Source organism: Streptomyces apocyni, from assembly GCF_009739465.1.
In the GTDB taxonomy this organism is placed as follows: domain Bacteria; phylum Actinomycetota; class Actinomycetes; order Streptomycetales; family Streptomycetaceae; genus Streptomyces; species Streptomyces apocyni.
Genome location: NZ_WHOM01000072.1, coordinates 66,449 through 84,028, shown reverse-complemented (window position 1 = coordinate 84,028; position 17,580 = coordinate 66,449). Strand labels below are relative to the sequence as shown.

Annotated in this window: 14 protein-coding genes; 11 read left to right on the top strand and 3 right to left on the bottom strand. The window is 70.9% G+C overall.

Features of this window, described 5'->3' with window-relative positions; genetic code table 11:
- The first annotated feature begins 95 nt into the window (after positions 1-95).
- A complete protein-coding gene (locus GCN81_RS25670) occupies positions 96-836 on the top strand; it encodes a DUF4190 domain-containing protein (protein ID WP_156726872.1) in 741 nt (246 codons plus the stop codon).
- Here GCN81_RS25670 and GCN81_RS25665 read toward each other — a convergent pair.
- On the bottom strand, positions 833-1,381 hold the full coding sequence (locus GCN81_RS25665) for an NADAR family protein (protein WP_156726871.1): 549 nt from the start codon (positions 1,379-1,381) through the stop codon (positions 833-835). The two genes, GCN81_RS25670 and GCN81_RS25665, sit on opposite strands and share 4 nt — an antisense overlap.
- A gap of 175 nt (positions 1,382-1,556) precedes the next feature.
- Here GCN81_RS25665 and GCN81_RS25660 point away from each other — a divergent pair, with 175 nt between their 5' ends.
- The 7 genes from GCN81_RS25660 (at position 1,557) to GCN81_RS25630 (ending at position 9,479) form a co-directional block, all read left to right on the top strand.
- The gene (locus tag GCN81_RS25660) at positions 1,557-3,062 is read left to right on the top strand and encodes a gamma-aminobutyraldehyde dehydrogenase (RefSeq protein ID WP_156726870.1); all 1,506 of its coding nucleotides are present in this window, start codon (positions 1,557-1,559) and stop codon (positions 3,060-3,062) included.
- Positions 3,063-3,184: 122 nt separating this feature from the next.
- Positions 3,185-4,408: a polyamine ABC transporter substrate-binding protein gene (locus tag GCN81_RS25655; RefSeq protein WP_156727149.1), complete on the top strand. Its 1,224-nt coding sequence runs from the start codon at positions 3,185-3,187 to the stop codon at positions 4,406-4,408.
- Between the two features lie 53 nt (positions 4,409-4,461).
- Positions 4,462-5,586: an ABC transporter ATP-binding protein gene (locus GCN81_RS25650; RefSeq protein ID WP_156726869.1), complete on the top strand. Its 1,125-nt coding sequence runs from the start codon at positions 4,462-4,464 to the stop codon at positions 5,584-5,586.
- Complete coding sequence (locus GCN81_RS25645; RefSeq protein ID WP_156726868.1) at positions 5,583-6,524, top strand: ABC transporter permease; 942 nt, start codon at positions 5,583-5,585, stop codon at positions 6,522-6,524. The genes GCN81_RS25650 and GCN81_RS25645 overlap by 4 nt, the downstream gene beginning before the upstream one ends.
- Positions 6,524-7,360: an ABC transporter permease gene (locus tag GCN81_RS25640; protein ID WP_156726867.1), complete on the top strand. Its 837-nt coding sequence runs from the start codon at positions 6,524-6,526 to the stop codon at positions 7,358-7,360. Before GCN81_RS25645 ends, GCN81_RS25640 begins: the two co-directional genes overlap by 1 nt.
- A gap of 45 nt (positions 7,361-7,405) precedes the next feature.
- Positions 7,406-8,833, top strand: coding sequence for an NAD(P)/FAD-dependent oxidoreductase (locus GCN81_RS25635; protein WP_156726866.1), 1,428 nt, complete (start codon positions 7,406-7,408; stop codon positions 8,831-8,833).
- A gap of 187 nt (positions 8,834-9,020) precedes the next feature.
- On the top strand, positions 9,021-9,479 hold the full coding sequence (locus tag GCN81_RS25630) for a hypothetical protein (RefSeq protein WP_156726865.1): 459 nt from the start codon (positions 9,021-9,023) through the stop codon (positions 9,477-9,479).
- Here GCN81_RS25630 and GCN81_RS25625 read toward each other — a convergent pair.
- Entirely contained in the window at positions 9,468-10,076 is a 609-nt protein-coding gene (locus GCN81_RS25625) for a phosphatase PAP2 family protein (RefSeq protein WP_231626966.1), read from the bottom strand. The genes GCN81_RS25630 and GCN81_RS25625 overlap by 12 nt on opposite strands.
- Positions 10,077-10,368: 292 nt before the next feature.
- Complete coding sequence (gabT, locus tag GCN81_RS25620) at positions 10,369-11,700, bottom strand: 4-aminobutyrate--2-oxoglutarate transaminase (RefSeq protein WP_156726863.1); 1,332 nt, start codon at positions 11,698-11,700, stop codon at positions 10,369-10,371.
- 236 nt (positions 11,701-11,936) lie between these two features.
- Between gabT and GCN81_RS25615 the strand changes: the two genes are divergently transcribed.
- The 3 genes from GCN81_RS25615 to GCN81_RS25605 all read left to right on the top strand — a co-directional run bounded on the left by GCN81_RS25615 (position 11,937) and on the right by GCN81_RS25605 (position 17,497).
- Entirely contained in the window at positions 11,937-14,066 is a 2,130-nt protein-coding gene (locus tag GCN81_RS25615; protein ID WP_156726862.1) for a type IV secretory system conjugative DNA transfer family protein, read from the top strand.
- A 133-nt stretch (positions 14,067-14,199) separates the two neighbouring features.
- Positions 14,200-15,843 carry a PucR family transcriptional regulator gene (locus tag GCN81_RS25610; RefSeq protein ID WP_156726861.1) on the top strand — a complete coding sequence of 548 codons (1,644 nt, stop codon included), beginning with the start codon at positions 14,200-14,202 and terminating at the stop codon, positions 15,841-15,843.
- A gap of 208 nt (positions 15,844-16,051) precedes the next feature.
- Positions 16,052-17,497 (top strand): aldehyde dehydrogenase family protein, encoded by a 1,446-nt coding sequence (locus tag GCN81_RS25605; protein WP_156726860.1) that lies wholly within the window; start codon positions 16,052-16,054, stop codon positions 17,495-17,497.
- Positions 17,498-17,580: the final 83 nt, after the last annotated feature.

The following is a 17,580-nucleotide window of genomic DNA, read 5'->3' as shown; positions in this document are numbered from 1 at the left end:
ATGCGCGGTCCCGCTCATCGTATGGGGCGGCCCGTACGGCGCCGGGCTTGGGCCGTAGCATGACGGTACGTAAGCGACGAAGTGGGGGGCGGATCATGACCGGGGACCACCAGCACGGACCAGCGGAGCCAGGGACACCCCAAGAGCGTGACCCGTGGGCGCCGCCCGAGGACCGGGCTGACCGGGCGGACCAGGCGGATCGGGTGCCACCGACGCAGCCGTCTACCGGTACGGCGGGCGCGTGGCTTCCCCCGTACGGGACGCCCGGACCGCAGCCAGGACACCCCGCGCCGTACGCCCCACCCCCCTTCGACGGCCTGCCGCCCACCGCGGCGGTACCGCCACCGCCCCTCGCGCCCGACGGCCCTGGGCCAGTCCCCGGACAGGGCTACCCGCCCGGACCGGCGGCAGGCCACCCCGCGTACCCCGCCTATCCCACGTACCCGGGCGGGCCCACGCCCGGCTGGCCCTACCCGCCCGCGCAGCCCAACAACGGCATGGGAACCGCCGCGATGGTGCTGGGCATCCTGTCCGTCTGTTTGTTCTGCCTGTACGGCGTCCTCTCGATCATCCTGGGCACCCTCGCGCTGATCTTCGGCATCATCGGCCGCAAGAAGGTCCGCCAGGGCGAGGCGGACAACGACGGTATGGCACTGGCCGGAATCATCACCGGAGCCATCGGCCTGGTGATCGGCATCGTGATGGTGATCGGCATGGTCGCGTTCTTCACGTGGGAAGACGAAGGCGACGACCCCTTCGAGGAACGCGACGACCCCGCCTACTCCGCCAGCGCCCCCCTCATACCCCACCAGCCCGCCCACGAGCCCGCCAGCTAGCCCGCCCGCAGCCGCTCCCGCGCCTCCATCAGCGCGAACCCCAGCAGGTTGAGGCCGCGCCAGCGTGCCGGGTCGTCCGCCCGCTCGTCGTCCCTCGCCAGCCCGATCCCCCACACCCGGTCCAGCGGACTGGCCTCGACCAGCACCCGCTCGCCCGTGCCGAGCAGAAACTCCCGCAGCTCCTGATGGGCCGCGAACTTGTGCACGTTCCCCTCGACCACGATGGCGAACCGCTCGCGCTCCCAGACCGCCTCGTCGAAGCCCGCGACCAGCCGCCCCGCCTTCTTCGCCACGGCCGGGCCGCTGGCCTCCAGCGCCTGACGCTCGGCCCGCGCGTCGCCGAAGAGGCGGGCCTTGGCCGCCATCATCCAGTGCTCGGCCGTCGGATACTCGATGCCGTCCACCGTGAACGGCGCGACCCACCACTGACTCAGGCAGGCGGCGCCTATCCGCCCGTCCCGGCCCGGCCGGTGGCCCCAGAAGTGCAGAAACCTGATCCGTTCACCCGCGCTGACCCGCGTGGCGAGTTCCTTGATCTGTTCCATGCACGCGAGTCTGGCATCCGCCACTGACACTCCGTCCCCCCTTTTCCCGGGGGACTCGACACCTGGTCGACAGATTCCGTCGCGTAACCAAAAGGCAACAACGGAATCCCTTGTTGAAGGTCATCTGCTCTGTCAGGATCGGCACTCAATTCGAGCTGGAGCTACGGAGAGCGTGATGGGTGACCGTTTCTCGGCGCAAGACCGCTTCGCGGTAGGCGCGCAGTACATCGGCGGCGAGCTGCGACCCGGAACATCCGGTCAGCAGCACACCGTCATCGATCCGGCCACCGGCGAGCAGGTGCTTACCTACGACCTCGCGTCCAGCGCTGACGTCGACGCCGCGGTGGCCGCCGCGAGCGCCGCCTTCCCCGGCTGGGCGGGCGCGACCCCAGGTGAGCGCTCCGACGCGATGCACCGTTTCGCCGCCGTACTCACCGAGCGCGCCGAGGAATTCGCGCAGGCCGAGTCCCTGCAGTGCGGCAAACCGATCAAACTGAGCCGGGAGTTCGACGTCCCCGGCAGCATCGACAACACCGCCTACTTCGCGGGCGCCGCCCGCCACCTCCAGGGCCAGAGCGCGGGCGAGTACAGCGCCGACCACACCTCGTACGTACGCCGGGAGCCGATCGGTGTCGTCGGCTCCATCGCGCCCTGGAACTACCCGCTCCAGATGGCCGCCTGGAAGGTGCTGCCGGCCATCGCCGCGGGCAACACCATCGTCCTCAAGCCCGCCGAGCTGACCCCGCTCACCTCCCTGCTGTTCGCCCAGGCGGCCACCGACGCAGGCATCCCGGACGGCGTGGTCAACATCATCACCGGCGCGGGCCGGGACGCGGGCGAACACCTCGTCGGCCACGCGGACGTGGCGATGACCTCCTTCACCGGCTCCACCGCGGTCGGCAAGCGGGTCGCCGAGATCGCCACCTCCACCGTGAAGCGGCTGCACCTCGAACTCGGCGGCAAGGCCCCGTTCGTGGTCTTCGACGACGCCGACCTTGAGGCCGCGGTGCACGGCGCCGTCGCCGGTGCGCTGATCAACACCGGCCAGGACTGCACGGCCGCCACGCGCGCGTACGTCCAACGCCCGCTCTACGACGCCTTCGTCCAGGGCGTCGCCGACCTGATGGAGACCGTACGGCTCGGTGACCCCTTCGACGCGTCCACCGACCTCGGCCCGCTGATCTCGCACGCCCAGCGCGACCGCGTCGCCGGTTTCGTCGACCGGGCACGCGGCTACGCGCGCGTGGTCACCGGCGGCACGGCCCCGGACAACGACGGTGCCTACTACCGGCCGACCCTGATCGCCGACGCCGCCCAGGACAGCGAGATCGTCCAGGCCGAGATCTTCGGCCCGGTCCTGGTGGTCCTGCCCTTCGACTCCGACGACGAGGGCATCCGCCTCGCCAACGACACCCCGTACGGCCTGGCCGCGTCCGCCTGGAGCCGTGACGTCTACCGCACCGGCCGGGCCACCCGCGAGATCCAGGCGGGCTGCGTCTGGATCAACGACCACATCCCGATCCTCAGTGAGATGCCGCACGGCGGCTACAAGGCCTCCGGCTTCGGTAAGGACATGTCGGCGTACTCCTTCGAGGAGTACACGCAGGTCAAGCACGTCATGTACGACAACACCGCGGTCGCCAGGAAGGACTGGCACCGCACGGTCTTCGGCACCCGCTGAACCACCACCGTCGGGTACCCCCATACGCCACGACGCGACCGCTCACCGCCAGCGCCCACTCCTTCCCTCCCCCCTCCCCAGGAAGGCAGTTCCCTGTGATACCCACTGATCTCTTCGACGGCATGTCCGAGCCGGTCCGCAAGGCCTGGGAACGCAGTCTGACCAGCGGCCGCGCCGCCATGTCCCGCCGCCGCATGCTCCAGGGCACCTCGCTCGCGGCCGGCGGAGCCCTGCTCGCCGCCTGTGGCATCCCCCCGGCCGAGGGCGGCGACGACGGCCAGGACAAGGAGAAGCCCCGGGACCTCTCCGACAAGGAGAAGGTGCTCAACTTCGCCAACTGGCCGCTGTACGTCGACGTCGACGACGATGACGAGAACAAGCGCCCCACCCTGGACGCCTTCCAGCGGGAGTCCGGGATCAAGGTCAAGTACATCGAGGACATCAACGACAACAACGAGTTCTACGGCAAGATCAAGCCGCAGCTCGCCGCGGGCCAGGACACCGGCCGCGACCTGATCTGCCTCTCCGACTGGATGGCCGGACGGCTCATCAAGCACGGCTGGGCCCGCCGCCTGAACCCGGCCAACCTGCCCAACGCCGTGGCCAACCTCGAAAACCGCTTCCGCAACGCCGCGCACGACCCCGGCCGCCAGTTCAGCTACCCCTGGGCGGGCACCGCCGCCGTCATCGCGTACAACAAGAAGGCCACCAAGGGAAAGGTGGTCAAGAGCGTCACCCAGCTCCTGGAGGACGACTCCCTCAAGGGCAAGGTCTCGATGCTCACCGAGATGCACGACACCATGGGCCTGACCCTGCTCGACATGGGCAAGGACTCCGCGGACTTCAGCGACGACGACTACTCCGCCGCCATCGCCAAGATCCAGAAGGCGGTGGACTCCCGGCAGATCCGCCGCTTCACCGGCAACGACTACATGGACGAGCTGAACTCCGGTGACATCGCCGCCTGCGTCGCCTGGGCCGGTGACGTCGTACAGCTCCAGTTCGACAACCCGGACGTGCAGTTCTACCTGCCGGACAACGGCTACCTCTTCGGCACCGACGACCTGCTGGTCCCCGCCAAGGCCAAGCACCAGAAGAACGCCGAGACGCTGATCAACTACTACTACCAGCCCAAGGTCGCGGCCGAACTGGCCGCCTGGGTCAACTACATCTGCCCCGTCGTCGGCGCCAAGGAAGAGCTCGCCAAGATCGACAAGGAGCTCGCCCAGGACCCGCTGATCGTCCCGGACGCCAAGATGATCGCCAAGGGCCACAACTTCCGGCAGCTCAGCGAGAAGGAAGAGACCCGCTACGAGGACCAGTTCGCCAAGCTGATCGGCGCGTGAGAACCCTGGCGGAAGCCAAGCCCATCTGAGGCAAGCCCATCTGAGGAACGTTCATGACCATCACCCTGTCCCAGGTCAGCAAGGTCTTCGGTGACTTCACCGCCGTACACCCGCTGGACCTCACCATCCCCGAGGGCTCCTTCTTCGCCCTCCTCGGCGCCTCCGGCTGCGGCAAGACCACCACCCTGCGCATGATCGCGGGCCTGGAGGACCCCAGCAGCGGCTCCGTACTCCTCGGGGACCAGGACATCACCGCGCTGCCCCCGCACAAGCGCCCGGTGAACACCGTCTTCCAGAGCTACGCCCTCTTCCCCCACCTGGATGTGTACGAGAACATCGCGTTCGGCCTGCGCCGCCAGGGCGTCAAGTCCGTGGCCGGCAAGGTCGACGAGATGCTGGACCTGGTCGAACTGGGCCCGATGGCCCGCCGCAAGCCCCGCCAGCTCTCCGGCGGCCAGCAGCAGCGCGTCGCCGTCGCCCGCGCCCTGATCAACCGCCCCCAGGTGCTGCTGCTCGACGAGCCGCTCGGAGCGCTCGACCTCAAGCTGCGCCGCCAGATGCAGCTCGAACTCAAGCGCATCCAGACCGACGTCGGCATCACCTTCGTGCATGTCACCCACGACCAGGAAGAGGCCATGACCATGGCCGACCAGGTCGCGGTCATGTACGGCGGCCGGGTCGAGCAACTCGGCGCACCCGCCGAGCTGTACGAGAACCCGCGCACCACCTTCGTCGCCAACTTCCTCGGCACCTCCAACCTCATCGAGGCCGAGGTCGTCGACGCGGGCAGCGACCACGCCCTGCTCAAGGCCGCCGACAGCAAGCTCAGGCTGCCCACCGAGCGCGCCCACACCACCCTGCGCGCGGGCGACCGGATCCTCGCGGGCGTACGCCCCGAGAAGATCTCCCTCACCCTCGCGGCGGACGAGGGGACCATCCCCGAAGGCCGCAACCGCGTCCCCGGCACGATCACGGACGCCAGCTTCCTCGGCGTCTCCACGCAGTACGTGGTCAACAGCCCGGCCGGACCCGAACTGGCCGTCTACGAGCAGAACGTGGAACGCGACTCCCGCCTGATACCGGGCGCCGACGTGGTGCTGCACTGGAACCCGGCGCACACCTTCGGCCTCGACTCCGCCCAGGCCATCGACGCCGGTACGGGGGAGGACGCCGCATGAGCCCCGCGCTCACGACCGCCCCACCACCACCGGGTGCGGCGGCCCCGGCCGAGGCACCGCCCGCCGCCCCAGAGCGGCGGCCCCGCCTCACCCCGTACTGGCTGCTGCTGCCCGCCGGGATCTGGCTCGCCGTCTTCTTCGTCGCCCCGCTCTTCTACCAGGCCTCGACCTCGGTCCAGACCGGCTCCCTGGAGGAGGGCTACCAGGTCACCTGGCACTTCGCCACGTACTGGGAGGCGCTCCAGGACTACGGCCCGCACTTCCTCCGTTCCTTCCTGTACGCGGCCGTCGCCACCGCGCTGTGTCTGCTCATCGGCTACCCGCTGGCGTACATGATCGCGTTCCGGGCCGGACGCTGGCGCGGGCTGCTCCTGGTGATGGTCATCGCGCCCTTCTTCACCAGCTTCCTGATCCGTACCCTCGCCTGGAAGTCGATCCTGTCCGACTCGGGACCCGTGGTCTCCGCCCTGAACAGCCTGCATCTCCTCGATGTCACGAGCTGGCTGGGCCTGACCGCCGACGACCGGGTCCTGGCCACTCCGCTCGCGGTCATCTGCGGGCTCACCTACAACTTCCTGCCGTTCATGGTGCTGCCGCTGTACAGCTCCCTGGAGCGGATCGACCCCGCACTGCACGAGGCCTCCCGCGACCTGTACGCCAAGCCCTCCACCACCTTCCGCAGGGTGACCTTCCCGCTGTCGCTGCCCGGCGTCGTCGCGGGCACCCTGCTCACCTTCATCCCGGCGTCCGGTGACTACATCAACGCCCAACTGCTCGGCTCACCGCGCGAGCAGATGGTCGGCAACGCCATCCAGAAGCAGTTCCTCAACGTCCTCGACTACCCGACCGCGGCCGCCATGTCGTTCATCCTGATGGCGCTGATCCTGGTCATGGTCACCCTCTACATGCGCCGCGCGGGAACGGAGGACCTGGTCTGATGTCCGCACCCCTGACACCCCTGACGCTCCTGACCGCCCCCATCCGCTGGGTGCGCCGCAATCTCGTTGTCATCATGGGATCGCTCGCCCTGGTCTACCTGCTGCTCCCCAACGTCGTCGTGATGCTGTTCTCGTTCAACAAACCGGCGGGACGCTTCAACTACGAGTGGCGGGAGTTCTCCACCGACGCCTGGACCAACCCCTGCGGTGTCGCCGACATGTGCGGCTCACTCGGGCTGAGCCTGAGGATCGCCCTCACGGCCACCCTGATCGCCACCGTCTTCGGCACCCTGGCCGCCTTCGCGCTCGGCCGCTACCGCTTCCGCGGCAAGTCCACCGCCCAGGGCCTGATCTTCCTGCCGATGGCCATGCCCGAGGTCGTGATGGCCGCCTCGCTCGGCACGCTGTTCCTCAACATGCGGGTCAACTTCGGCTTCACCACGATCCTCATCGCGCACGTCATGTTCTGCCTGAGCTTCGTGATCGTCGCGGTCAAGGCCCGCGTCATGTCCATGGACCCGCGGCTCGAAGAGGCCGCCCGTGACCTGTACGCGGGACCCGCGCAGACGTTCTGGCGCGTCACCCTGCCGCTGGCCGCGCCCGGCATCGCCGCCGGCGCCATGCTGAGCTTCGCCCTGTCGTTCGACGACTTCATCATCACGCAGTTCAACGCGGGCCCGTCCACCGTGACCTTCCCGATGTTCGTCTGGGGCGCGGCACAGCGCGGCGTTCCCGTCCAGGTCAACGTGATCGGTACGGCGATGTTCGTGATCGCGGTCGCCATCGTGCTCGTCGGCCAACTGACCAGCAACCGCCGCAAGAAGCAAGCCCTGTAGCCCCTGTAGCAAGCCATGAAGCAAGCACTGTAGGGAGTTGAGATCATGGCCCCAAGCGCCATGACCCCGAAGAACCGCTGGACCACCGCACTCGCCGACGCCCAGCCGGTGGCCTACTGGCTGGACGACCCGGGCAAGCCACGCGCCGAACCCGCCCTCACCGGCGCCGAAAGCTGCGACCTGCTCGTCGTCGGCGGTGGCTACAGCGGACTGTGGACCGCGCTCATCGCCAAGGAGCGCGACCCGCGGCGCGACGTGGTGCTGCTCGAAGGCCGCGAGGTGGGCTGGGCCGCCTCCGGCCGCAACGGCGGCTTCTGCGCCGCGTCCCTCACCCATGGCCTCGCCAACGGCCTGGCCCGCTGGCCCGGCGAGATCGAACAGCTGGAGCAGCTGGGCGCCCGCAACCTCGACGCCATCGAGGAGGCGGTCGCCCGCTACGCCATCGACTGCGACTTCGAACGCACCGGCGAGATCGACGTGGCCACCGAGCCACACCAGGTCGAAGAACTCCGCGAGGCGCACACCGAGGCCCAGCGCCTCGGCCTCGACGGCGGCACCGAGTTCCTGGACGCCGACCAGGTCAGAGCCGAAGTCGCGTCCCCCACCTTCCTCGCCGGAATCTGGGACCGCCGCGGTGTCGCCATGCTGCACCCCGCCAAGCTGGCCTGGGGCCTCAAGGCCGCCTGCCTCTCCCTCGGCGTACGGATCTACGAGCACACCCCCGCCACCACCCTCACCCAGCACGGCGCGGGCATGGCCGTCCGCACCCCGTACGGCCGAGTCCTGGCCCGCCAGATCGCGCTGGGCACCAACGTCTTCCCCTCCCTCGTGAAGCGGATCCGCCCGTACACCGTCCCGGTCTACGACTACGCCCTGATGACCGAGCCGCTCACCGAGGCCCAGCTCGACTCCATCGGCTGGAAGAACCGCCAGGGCATCGGCGACAGCGCCAACCAGTTCCACTACTTCCGGATCACCGCCGACCACCGCATTCTGTGGGGCGGCTACGACGCCATCTACCCCTACGGCGGCAAGGTACGGGCCGAGTACGATCACCGCCCCGAGACCTACGCCAAGCTGGCGGACCATTTCTTCCGCTGCTTCCCCCAGTTGGAGGGGCTGCGCTTCACCCACAGCTGGGGCGGCGCGATCGACACCTGCTCGCGCTTCTCGGCGTTCTTCGGTACGGCGCATTCCGGCAAGGTCGCCTACGCGGCGGGCTACACCGGGCTCGGCGTCGGGGCGACCCGCTTCGGCGCGGACGTCATGCTCGACTTGCTCGCGGGCGAGCGGACCGAACGCACCGCACTCGACATGGTCCGCAGTAAACCGCTCCCGTTCCCGCCGGAGCCCTTCGCCTGGACCGGAATCTCCCTCACCAAATGGTCCCTGGCCCGCGCCGACGCCAACGGCGGCCGCCGCAACCCCTGGCTGAAGACCCTGGACCGCCTCGGTCTCGGCTTCGACAGCTGAGAGCCCGCGCGCTGAGCACGCCTGTCCGGTAGCACCGGCGTACGCCCCCTGTCCCTCCTATGGCGAGGTCACTACCAACTCGTAGCGAAAAACCAACTTGTCGCGAAAACCCGCGTAAGGACCACCGCCGAGCCCGCTCTCCCTCGTGAACGCATCGTGCGCAGACGAAGACGAGGGAGGCCAAGCCATGAGTGGCTCGGCGGCTAGGTCGGCAGTGGAGTGGTTGGTCGCGGTGGCACCGGACCCGGAGGCCTGCCGCTGGGAGTGGGAGCGCAACCCGCTCGGGGTCGCCCTGCTCCCGGCGGGCAAGCGCTGGGATGTGCTGATCCTGCCGGGCGAGCTCGGCTATCCGACACTCGATGTACTGAACCGCTGTGTCGACCGTCCGGGTCCGGTGCTCGCCGACTTCGGCGACGCCCGGATGGGGTTCTTCGTCCCGGCCGGGACCGCCAGCCGATGGGTGGGCACGGGCGTACGGGGCGCGGGCCAGGGCACCTGGATCGTCGTTCCGTACCCCGGCCGGGCGACGGGCGGCGTCCGCTGGCTGATCGCACCGGACGGCTCCGGCACTCTCACCGATCCGGGTCTGCTGGAACTCGCGATGCACGAGGCGGCGGCGCAACTGGCCCGCGACTCACGGTCCTGACGCGGACCCACCAGGGCGCTGACGTAGCACCCACAGGGGGGCCACCAGCGCGGTACCCAGGCACCAGCCGCCCACCACGTCCAGCGGCCAGTGGTACCCGCACCGCACCAGACCGACCCCCACCGCCACGACCACCAGCAGGGAGCTGACCGTCACCACCCGCCGTGACCAGACAGCACGGAGGTACGGAAGTACCAGCAGGGCGGCGGCCCCATAGGCGACCGCCGCGGTCGTCGCGTGCCCCGACGGATAGAAGCCTTCCGCGGACGTCATACCGGGCGGCCCGGCCCGCCCCACCAGCATCTTGGCTGGCACCACCACGAGCGGCACCGCGGCCATCACCAGCGCGCCCACACCCGGCGCCACCCACCACCGGGCCGCACCCCGCCGCCATGCACGCCACCCCACGAACGCGAGCACCGCGACCAGTACGGGAACGGCGACCATCACCTCGCCCAGATCGGCCAGCAGCCGCGCGACGCCCTCCGGCCGCTCCCGGACCTGATCGCGCCCCACGGCGAGACCGACCCGCTCGTCCAGCCGCCGCACCGGCCCGTCAAACGCGACCAGCCACCCCAGCAGGACACCGCACAACACCCCCGCGCCAGCCGCCCACCGAGCCCGGAAAACCGGCGGCCCCGGAACAGGGGGGAGTGTTCCGGGGCCGCGGTGAGGACCGGTTGGCCGCTCACCGCCCCGGGGGGTGTGGGGCGGTGGGCCGTCCGATCGGTGAGGGGCGCCGGAGCCGTCGGCTCCGGCAGCGTGCGCGAGCACACCGTACGAAGAACCTATGACACGAGACACGACGCCAACAGTCGCACAGGCGACCCGTCATCGCCCCAGCACAGGATCTTCACAGCGCGTCGGCCAGCGCCTGTCCGGCGGCGGCTCAGACCGCCGCGATGGCCTCGGCGACGATGTCCAGACCCTCGTTCAGCAGGTCCTCGCCGATCACCAGCGGCGGCAGGAAGCGCAGCACGTTGCCGTACGTGCCACAGGTCAGCACGATCACACCCGCCGCGTGGCAGGCCTTGGCGATCGCCGCGGTGGCCTCCGGGTTCGGGTCCTTCGTACCGGACTTCACCAGCTCGATCGCGATCATCGCGCCACGTCCGCGGATGTCCCCGATGATGTCGTGCTTCTCCTGCATCTCCGTCAGCCGGGCCTTCATCACGGACTCGATCCGCTTGGCCTTGGCGTTGAGGTCCAGCTCCTTCATCGTCTCGATCGAGCCGAGCGCACCCGCGCAGGCCACCGGGTTACCGCCGTAGGTGCCACCCAGGCCACCCGCGTGCGCGGCGTCCATGATCTCGGCGCGCCCGGTGACCGCGGCGAGCGGCAGACCGCCCGCGATGCCCTTGGCCGTGGTGATCAGGTCCGGGACGATGCCCTCGTCCTCACAGGCGAACCACTGGCCGGTACGGCAGAACCCGGACTGGATCTCGTCGGCGACGAAGACGATGCCGTTGTCCTTGGCGAACTGCGCGATGGCGGGCAGGAAGCCCTTGGCGGGCTCGATGAAGCCGCCCTCACCGAGTACCGGCTCGATGATGATCGCGGCGACGTTCTCCGCGCCGATCTGCTTGCTGATCTGGTCGATGGCCTGGGCGGAGGCCTCGGCCCCGCAGTTCTCCGGACCGGTCGGCCAGCGGTAGCCGTACGCCACCGGGACGCGGTAGACCTCGGGCGCGAACGGGCCGAAGCCGTGCTTGTACGGCATGTTCTTCGAGGTGAGCGCCATCGTCAGGTTGGTACGCCCGTGGTACCCGTGGTCGAACACCACGACGGCCTGACGCTTGGTGTGCGACCGCGCGATCTTGACCGCGTTCTCGACGGCCTCGGCGCCGGAGTTGAACAGCGCGGACTTCTTGGCGTGGTCGCCCGGGGTCAGCTCGGCGAGCCGCTCGCAGACCTCGACGTACCCCTCGTACGGCGTGACCATGAAGCAGGTGTGGGTGAAGTCCGCGAGCTGCGCGGACGCCCGGCGTACGACGGCCTCAGCCGAGGCGCCGACGCTGGTCACGGCGATGCCGGAACCGAAGTCGATCAGACGATTGCCGTCGATGTCCTCGATGATGCCGCCACCCGCGCGTGCCGTGAACACCGGCAGTACGGAGCCCACGCCGCCCGCGACCACGGCGGTACGGCGGGCCTGCAGCTCCTGCGACTTCGGGCCGGGGATCGCGGTGACGACGCGGCGCTCCTGCGGAATTGCGCTCATAAGGGGCTCCTGGGGGTGGATCGGACGCGGTTCTGTTCGCAGGCTAGGGGTGCGAGGCACGCGCGGGCATGTTCCGCGGGGGAGAAGTACGCGCGTGGCGTTATCCGGACCGTCCATAGCGCGGGCGCGGGTCGCTCAACTCTTCGTGCCCACCCACTAGATTGAGCCCGCACGAAGGACCCGTACGACGGACCCGCACGAAGGAACAGACCGGCAGGTCAGGGGGCAACGGTCAGATGGACACCGACGGCACACACGACGCACCCGGCACCTATGCGGGTCAAGGGCCGAGGCCCATGGTGCCGCCGCCACCCCGGCATGCCCCGGGGATCGAGGCGACCCCGGTGCCGCCGTTGCCCGACGGGGCCGCCTTCCTGGGGTGGCTGCGGGTGCCGCGCCCGGAGGCGCCGCCCGGGATCTGGCGGTTCGGGTACACGCCGCGACCGGAGCAGGAGCCGGAGCGGGTACCCGGCCGACAGTTGTTCAGCGGGGCCGTGATCTCCTTCCTGGTCGGCTGGCTGATCTGGTCCCTGCTGTACAACGGCTATCTCGGCAGCTACTGGCTGTGGCCGCTGCTCGCTCTGACGCCCGAGTCCTGGCGCGCGGGGGACGGCAACCGCTTGGCCTTCGTGGTGGCCACCTACCTCTACTACCTCGTCGTGGTCGGAGGCCTCCTGATCATGGTCGGCCGCCTCGGGCGCTGGCCCGAGATCTGGCGCCGGATCGGCCCACCCGCCTGGAGCGCGGCGCGGCCATCCGCCCGGTCCGCGACCGTCGAGGCCCCCGAAGCCGACCCGGCCAGCTGGCCCCAGCTCCGCGCCGTCGGCGCCCCCGACGCCGCCGACCGGCTCGCCGCGGACGCCACCGCTGGCCTGATGCGCGACGTCGACCACGCCAGGATCGACCGCGCCTGGCAGTCCGTACGCTCCGGCCGCCACGCCCTGCCCGAATTCACCCGCGCGGTACTCAAGGACGGCGCCGGCGCCTGTGTGCACCCCTCCGGTGAGCGCGACCTGCACGCCAGATCGGCCCGGCACGACCTGATCGCCGGGCAGGTACGCCTGGGCACCACGGCCGACGACGAGCGCAACCCGTACCAGTACCGGGGGGCAGGACTGGCCGTCGGACCCGACCTGCTCGGCACCTCATTCCTCGCCGTCGGCCCCTCGGGCTCGGGCAAGACCGGAAGCGTGATCCGCCCGCTCACCGAGGCGCTGTGCCTCCAGGCACTGGCCGGACGAGCCGCCGTGGTGGTCGTCGGCGCGGCGGGCGCCGGGCTCGGCCCCGCCGAGAACTACGACGTCGTGGTCCGTGTCGGCCACCCCGACTCCGTGTACGACCTCGACCTGTACGGCGGCACCACCGACCCCGACGAGGCCGCGACCGTACTCGCCGAAGCGCTGGTCGGGGACCTGGCCGACCCGCACCCTGGAGCCGACAGCCGCCGCTCGGCGACCGTACTCGCCCAGCTGCTCGGCCCGTACTACGTGGCCAACGGCCGCTTCCCGTCCGTACCCGAGCTGCGGGAACTCCTCGACGGCGCGCCCGCGCCGCTGGCCGCCCTGCGCGAGACCCTGGCCGAGCGCGGCCAGGACGCGATGCTCCGCGAACTCGACGCGCGCGAGCGGCAGTCGGGTGGGGCGGGCGATCCGAGCGTGCTGCTCGCCGACCGGATGGCGCTGCTGGACCGGCCCGCGTTCGCGGGGTTCTTCGACACATCGGGCGAGGGGCGGCCGTTCTCGCTGCGGGCCCTGGACCATCCCGTACGGGTCCGGATCGACCTGCCCGAGCGCGGTCACGCCGACGCCTCGCGGATTCTGGCCCGGCTGCTGCTCGCCCAGTTCACGGCGAGCGCCGCGCACCGCGAGGACCGTTCGCTGTTCGCCTGTCTGGTCCTTGACGACGCCTCGCGTACGGTCACGCCCGAGGCCGTACGCGGCATCCAGCGGCTGCGCTCGGCGAACGCGGGAGCCGTCCTGACCCTGCGCACCCTCGATGACGTGGCGGGGCCGCTGCGCAGCGCGCTGCTCGGCGCGACAGGCTGCCGGATGGCGCTGGCCGGGGTGACGCCGTGGGACGGGCAGCAGTTCGCGGAGGTCTGGGGCAAGGAGTGGATCGAGGCCACCGATGTCACCGACCGGCAGATCGTCGCGGACGAGCCGCTCACCAAGGTCTCGCACGCCCTGCGCAAGCTGATCACCGGCAAGGCGCCCACCGCCCGCGCGGTCACCGTGCGGCAGGTCGAGCGCGAGCGCTGGTCGGCGTCGGAACTGGCACACGCGGTGCCGCCGGGACACGCGGTGCTCTCGCTGACGACGGTACGGGGGGAACACGCGCCGCCGCTGCTGGTGGACCTGCGGGAGTAGCTCCCCGGACCGCGCGGCGTACCTCTACGGTGAGGCAGAATCGAAGCAGACCATTCATACGGCCCGGCCAAGAACAAACCCGGCCAAGTACCACCCCGGCCAGCAACAACCCCGGCCACAACCTGAAGGTCCCATGCCCCCCACGCTCGCCTCCCTCGTCCACCACTCCGCGCTCAAGCTGATCGTGCGCGCGGGAGCGGACCGCCTGGACACCCCGGTGCGCTGGGCGCATCCCAGCGAGCTCACCGACCCCGTGCCGTACATGGACGGCGGTGAGCTGCTCCTGATCACCGCGCTGAAGCTGGACGCGGAGGACCGGGAGGCGATGCGCAGCTATGTGCGGCGGCTGGTCGGGGCGGGCGTGGCGGGGCTCGGCTTCGCGGTCGGCGTGAACTACGAGGACGTTCCCGAGGCCCTGGTGGACGCGGCGGCGGCTGAGGGGCTGCCGCTGCTCGAGGTGCCCCGCCGCACACCCTTCCTGGCCATCAGCAAGGCGGTGTCCGCGGCGATCGCCGCGGACCAGTACCGCTCGGTCACCGCGGGCTTCGCGGCGCAGCGGGAGCTCACCCGGCAGGCGCTGTCCGGCGGGCCCGAGGGGCTGCTCAGCGCGCTCGCCGGACAGGTCGACGGCTGGGCCGCGCTGTACGACGCGGCGGGCGGCGTCGTCGCCGCCGCACCCGAATGGGCGGCCAGGCGGGCCTCCCGGCTCATCCCCGACGTGGAGCGACTGCGCGACCGGCCGGTCCCGGCCACGAGCGTGGTCAGCGGCGCCGAAGACCGCGTCGAACTGCACTCGATCGGTACGGGGCGCCGCGCCCGCACCGCGCTCGCGGTCGGCACCGGGGCGCCACTGGGCACTGCCGAACGGTACGCCGTGCACTCGGCCATCGCCCTGCTCACCCTCACCACCGAACGCTCCCGCTCGCTGCACGCCGCCGAGCAGCGCCTCGGCGCGGCCGTGCTGCGGATGCTGCTCGCCGGACAGCCCGACCACGCCCGTACCGTCGCGGGCGACCTGTACGGCGGCCTGCTCGACGCGCCGTTCCGCCTGCTCATCGCGGAACGGGCCGCGGCGTCCGGCACGCGGCCCGACACGGCGTCCGGGGCCCCGGCCAAGTCGCCCGCCAGCGCCCCGGACGCGGCACAGACCGGGGACCCGCGGGACGCCCTCGCCGACGTCTGCGAGTCCGCGGCCGCCCGTGCGGGCGAGCCGGTGCTCGTCGTCCCGGACGGCGGCGGTCGGCTCGTGCTGCTCATCGCCGACGGCGGCGCCGCCGCCGACGCCTGCCTCCGGTACGCCGAGACACTCGACGCCGACAAGGCCGCGGCGCGCGCCCCCGAGGACGACGCCCTGGTCGTCGGCCTCTCCGCGCCGACGGGGCCGATCGCCGCCGCGACCGCGTACAAACAGGCCGAGCAGGCCCTCTCCGTGGCCCGCCGCCGCGGCCGATCCCTCGTCGAGCACCAAGAGCTCGCCGCGGGCTCGGTGTTGCCGCTGCTCGCCGACGACGCGGTACGCGCCTTCGCCGACGGCCTGCTGCGCGCGCTGCGCGAACACGACGCCACCGGCCGCGGCGACCTCGTCGAGTCCCTGCGGGCCTGGCTCTCCCGGCACGGTCAGTGGGACGCGGCCGCCGCCGAGCTGGGCGTCCACCGGCACACCCTGCGCTACCGGATGCGTCGCGTCGAGGAGATCCTCGGCCGCTCTCTGGACGACCCGGACGTCAGGATGGAACTCTGGCTGGCGCTCAAGACCACTGCCGCGGCCTCGGACTAGGCGACGGGCGACCAGGCGGCCAGCTAGGGGACAAGGCGCCAGCCAGGCGACAAGGCGCCCTATCGGTCCCCACCCCGCAAGCCCATCTGACAATCCGGTGCGCGCCACCTCTCGACTGCTACGTGCCGGATAAACGACCTGCGAGCCGCGCGCCCCTACGGTGGGGAGAAAACCCCCAGCAATCAACGCGGAAGGGCCGGGAATCACAATGACTTCCACCCACGCCTTCTGGCTCGCCGGCCGCCAGGCCACCGGCGAGACCACCCTCGACGTCACGTCCCCCTGGGACGGCCGCACCGTCGGCACCGTCAGCGTGCCGACCGACGCCCAGGTCGAGGAGGCTGTGGCCGCCGCCTACGCGGTGCGCGACGAGTTCGCGGCCACCCCCGCCCACGTACGCGCCGCCGCCCTGGACCACGTCTCCCGCAGGCTGGTCGAGCGCACCGAGGAGATCGCCAAGCTGATCTCCGCCGAGAACGGCAAGCCCATGAAGTGGGCCCGCGGTGAGGTCGGCCGCGCGGTCTCGGTGTTCCGCTTCGCCGCCGAGGAGGCCCGCCGCTTCAACGGCGGTGAGGCCCAGCGCCTGGACACGGACGCCGGTGGCGTCGGCCGCCTCGCCCTCACCCGCCGCTTCCCGCGCGGTGTCGTGCTCGGTATCGCGCCGTTCAACTTCCCGCTGAACCTCTGCGCGCACAAGATCGCCCCGGCGCTCGCGGTCGGTGCCCCGATCATCCTGAAGCCCGCGCCCGCGACCCCGCTCTCCGGCCTGATCATCGGCGACCTGCTCGCCGAGACGGAGCTGCCGGAGGGCGCCTGGAGCATCCTGCCGGTCGCCAACGACAAGATGCCCGCCCTGGTCCAGGACGAGCGCCTGCCGGTCATCTCCTTCACCGGTTCCGACAAGGTCGGCTACGCGATCATGGACTCGGTGCCGCGTAAGCACCTCACCCTGGAGCTCGGCGGTAACGGCGCCGCGGTCGTCCTGGCCGACTTCTCCTCGGACGCCGACCTCGACTGGGCCGCGAGCCGCATCGCGACCTTCTCGAACTACCAGGGCGGGCAGTCCTGCATCTCCGTGCAGCGCGTGATCGTCGACGAGTCCCTGCACGACCGGCTGCTGCCGCGCATCGTCAAGGCCGTCGAGGCCCAGGTCACCGGTGACCCGTCGGACAGCGAGACCGAGGTGGGCCCGCTGGTCAGCGAGGACGCCGCCAAGCGTGTCGAGTCCTGGGTCGACGAGGCCGTCAAGGCGGGCGCCCAGCTGCTCACCGGCGGCAAGCGCGACGGCGCCGCCTACGCGCCGACCGTGGTCACCGACGTACCGGCCGATGTCACCCTCGCCTCCGAGGAGGTCTTCGGGCCGGTCCTGACGGTCACCAAGGTGAACGGCGAGCAGGAGGCGTTCGACGCCGTCAACGCCTCCAAGTACGGCCTCCAGGCGGGTGTGTTCACGCACGACACGAAGACCGCGTTCCGCGCCCACCGCGCCCTTGAGGTCGGCGGCGTGATCGTCGGCGACGTTCCCTCCTACCGCGCAGACCAGATGCCGTACGGCGGCGCCAAGCAGTCCGGCGTGGGCCGCGAGGGCGTGCGCTACGCGATGGAGGACTACACGTACGAGCGGGTCATGGTCCTCACCGGCCTCGACCTGTAGGAACACGCGTCACACCGAAGCGGCCGGGGACCCTGCCAGGGGCTCCGGCCGCTTTCGCGTGCCCGGCCCCGATGCCACCGCCA

Bases quoted from the DNA above. Each gene is read 5' to 3' on its own strand.
- GCN81_RS25655 (WP_156727149.1), top strand. From the start codon at position 3,185: ATGTCCGAGCCGGTCCGCAAGGCCTGGGAACGCAGTCTGACCAGCGGC.
- GCN81_RS25605 (WP_156726860.1), top strand. From the start codon at position 16,052: ATGACTTCCACCCACGCCTTCTGGCTCGCCGGCCGCCAGGCCACCGGC.
- GCN81_RS25660 (WP_156726870.1), top strand. From the start codon at position 1,557: ATGGGTGACCGTTTCTCGGCGCAAGACCGCTTCGCGGTAGGCGCGCAG.
- GCN81_RS25615 (WP_156726862.1), top strand. From the start codon at position 11,937: ATGGACACCGACGGCACACACGACGCACCCGGCACCTATGCGGGTCAA.
- GCN81_RS25665 (WP_156726871.1), bottom strand. From the start codon at position 1,381: ATGGAACAGATCAAGGAACTCGCCACGCGGGTCAGCGCGGGTGAACGG.
- GCN81_RS25630 (WP_156726865.1), top strand. From the start codon at position 9,021: ATGAGTGGCTCGGCGGCTAGGTCGGCAGTGGAGTGGTTGGTCGCGGTG.
- GCN81_RS25650 (WP_156726869.1), top strand. From the start codon at position 4,462: ATGACCATCACCCTGTCCCAGGTCAGCAAGGTCTTCGGTGACTTCACC.
- GCN81_RS25645 (WP_156726868.1), top strand. From the start codon at position 5,583: ATGAGCCCCGCGCTCACGACCGCCCCACCACCACCGGGTGCGGCGGCC.
- GCN81_RS25670 (WP_156726872.1), top strand. From the start codon at position 96: ATGACCGGGGACCACCAGCACGGACCAGCGGAGCCAGGGACACCCCAA.
- GCN81_RS25635 (WP_156726866.1), top strand. From the start codon at position 7,406: ATGGCCCCAAGCGCCATGACCCCGAAGAACCGCTGGACCACCGCACTC.
- GCN81_RS25610 (WP_156726861.1), top strand. From the start codon at position 14,200: ATGCCCCCCACGCTCGCCTCCCTCGTCCACCACTCCGCGCTCAAGCTG.
- gabT (WP_156726863.1), bottom strand. From the start codon at position 11,700: ATGAGCGCAATTCCGCAGGAGCGCCGCGTCGTCACCGCGATCCCCGGC.
- GCN81_RS25640 (WP_156726867.1), top strand. From the start codon at position 6,524: ATGTCCGCACCCCTGACACCCCTGACGCTCCTGACCGCCCCCATCCGC.